Source organism: Saccharomonospora saliphila YIM 90502 (assembly GCF_000383795.1).
In the GTDB taxonomy this organism is placed as follows: Bacteria; Actinomycetota; Actinomycetes; order Mycobacteriales; family Pseudonocardiaceae; genus Saccharomonospora; species Saccharomonospora saliphila.
Window position 1 is genome coordinate 86,378 of record NZ_KB912704.1, and the last position, 2,801, is coordinate 89,178.

The window sequence follows — 2,801 nt, forward strand, 5'->3', positions numbered from 1 at the left end:
TACGTCACCGCGCGCGCGGAGGCCTCGCCCGTGGCGCTGCGGGCCACCGAGCCGGTGCCGGACACGCACCTCGACGCCTTCGACTGGGGCGAGGGGGTGCTCACCCTGCGCACGCGGGCGGGCGGCCGGTACCTGTCGTTCGGTCCCGACCGCACGCTCGTGAACAGCGCCGACCAGCCCCACGGCTGGTATGTCCAGCAACAGTTCCGGCTGGTTCCGCACGGCGGCGGGCACGTCCTCGAGTACGCGGGCAACGAGACGGGCGAGGCGTGGTTCGGTGACCGGCGGTACGTGCTGGTGCGCGCCGACGGCGTGCTCGGCGTCGACGCGGCCTCGGCGGACGAGGCGACCGTGTTCGCCCGCGAGGTCGTGCGCGACGGCGTCGAGGAGAGCGTGGCCGCGGCCCGGGACGCCGACGCGGCCGTCGTCGTGGTGGGCAGCATGCCGTTCATCAACGGCCGGGAGGCCGACGACCGCGCCAGCACCGACCTGGCTCCCGGCCAGCAGGCGCTGCTCGAGGCGGTGCGCGCGGCCAACCCGCGCACGGTGCTGGTGCTCACCACCAGCTACCCGACCACGATCACCTGGGCGGACGAGCACGTGCCCGCGATCCTGTGGACCACCCACGCGGGCGCCGAGACCGGCAACGCCGTCGCGGATGTCCTCACCGGGCGGGCGAACCCGAGCGGGCGGCTGACGCAGACGTGGTACCGCTCGGTGGAGGAGCTGCCGGACATCCGCGACTACGACATCATCTCGCGCCCGCGCACGTACCAGTACTACGGGAAAGACCCGCTGTATCCGTTCGGACACGGACTGTCGTACACGACGTTCGAGTACGGCAGGCCCCGGCTGAACCGCCGGGTCGTGTCCGCCGAGGGTGCGGTGTCGGTCGAGGTTCGCGTCACCAACACCGGCTCTCGGGCGGGCAGTGAGGTGGTGCAGCTCTACACGCACCAGCGCGGCTCGCGCGACCCCCAGCCGAGGCTGCGGCTGCGGGGGTTCGAGCGGGTCACGCTCGACGTGGGGGCGAGCACGACGGTGCGGTTCCGGCTGCGTGCCGCCGACCTGGCGCACTACGACGTGACGCGCAGCCGGTGGGTGGTGGAGTCGGCAGTGCACGACGTGCTGGTCGGCGCCTCGGCCGGTGACCTCCGCGGCCGGACGGTCCTGCGGGTGTCGGGCGAGCGAATCCCGGCGCGGAACCTGTTCACGGTGACCGAGGCGGAGACGTTCGACGACTATACCGGGGTGACGCTCACCGATCGCGACAAGGAACGGGGCACGGCGGTGACGCCGGAGGGCGAGCGCGGGTGGATCAGGTTCCGGGATGTCGATCTGCGTGGTGGCGTCCACGGGATCACGGTCGAGGCGGCACGGCCGGAACCCGGCCCGGGGCGCGTCGAGGTACGGCTGGGCGGTCCCGAGGGCCGGGTGCTCGGCGTGCTCTCGGTGCCGAGCACGGGCGACCGGTACGCCTACACGACCGTGCGTACCCGGCTGTCTCCGGCACACGGCCGCCGCGACATCTGCCTGGTCCTCGACACCCCCGCCCGCCTGGCCACCCTCCGCCTCCACCGCTGACCCACCCTCCCACCCCGCGAGTTGCCCCTCCCTGGCCCGCGAGTTGCCCTTGCAAGTCCGCGAGTTGCCCTTGGGAGTCCGCGAGTTGCCCGAAAGAGGTCCGACCTGCCTCCCGAGGCATCCGGTCCCACGAGTCCCGCGCTGCCGGCCGGGAGGGCGCGGCCTCGGATGTCTGTTCGCGAAGCCGAAGGGGCAAATCGCGGGCCAGAAGGGGCAACTCGCAGGCCAGAAGGGACAACTCGGCGACCAGAAAGGGCAACTCGCGGGGTGGGCGGGTTAGGCGTGGAGGAGGTGGAGGGTGGGGTTGTCGCTGACGGAGAGATCGAGGATGCGGGACAGGGCGCGCGGCGGGTTGTGCAGGATCAGCCGCGCCGGGGCGATGCTGTTCGCCAGCTCACCCAGCGCGTGCACGCCCGCGACGTCGATGAAGGTCAACTCGTCGAGCCACAGGTGCAAGTCGTCCCGCACGGGCAGCGCGTCGAGCGCGATCGTGAACACGTCGCGGGAGGCGAGATCCAGTTCCCCGCGCAGCCGCCAGGAGTCCGTGTCGTCCACGTCGGCGTAGAGTCCGGTGTCGACCGCGAAGGTCTTCCGCTGGCGAATCGGGTGTACGAACGACATCGCCGCGGCGGCCTGCCGGTCCACCAACCTGCCGTCGTAGCCACACAGCAGCAGCAACGGCGAGCGCGCGGCGAGCTCATCGATCACGAGTTCGGAGTGGACGAACCGGCGTGCGTCGTCCGGACCGACGATGGGCTGCGCCGATTCGGCCGCCAGCCGCAGACACCGGTACCCAGCAGCGACGGCCTCGTCGGCCGCGGTGCGCACGCTGCTGAGCTGGGCCGCCACCGCCGGTCCGCCGACGACCCCGCGCACGGGTGCCGACGGCAGCAGCACGAGCTGCCCCGAGCTGAGCAGGTCGTCGCGCAGGGAAAGCCCGGCCAGATCCTCCGCCAGCTCGGACTCGCTCTTGTCCGCCACGTACAGCAGGCGTTCGTGCCGCGCCACTCCCTCGCCGAAGAACGGCACCAGAGCGTCGGTCCAAGTGTGCCCTCCCTCGTGGAACCAACACGCGTGATCATGCCAGCCGTATCCGACGGGCCCGGCGAGCGTGCTTGACCGGCGCATATGTCCAGCCTAGGCGCGCACGCGGCGGGCGGCAGCGCCGCGCCACGACCGGGGTCACCCACGCGGGCCCGGCCACGCGGACGAGCACC

2 protein-coding genes are annotated in these 2,801 nt (G+C 72.4%); one reads left to right on the plus strand and one right to left on the minus strand.

Annotation, left to right across the window (positions count from 1 at the left end):
* On the plus strand, positions 1–1,584 hold a 1,584-nt coding region (locus SACSA_RS26310), incomplete at its 5' end, for a glycoside hydrolase family 3 protein (protein ID WP_019818848.1).
* 276 nt (positions 1,585–1,860) lie between these two features.
* On the opposite strand, the gene SACSA_RS0116595 is transcribed toward SACSA_RS26310, so the two are convergent.
* Positions 1,861–2,712, minus strand: coding sequence for an MEDS domain-containing protein (locus SACSA_RS0116595; RefSeq protein WP_028661957.1), 852 nt, complete (start codon positions 2,710–2,712; stop codon positions 1,861–1,863).
* Between the last annotated feature and the right edge of the window lie 89 nt (positions 2,713–2,801).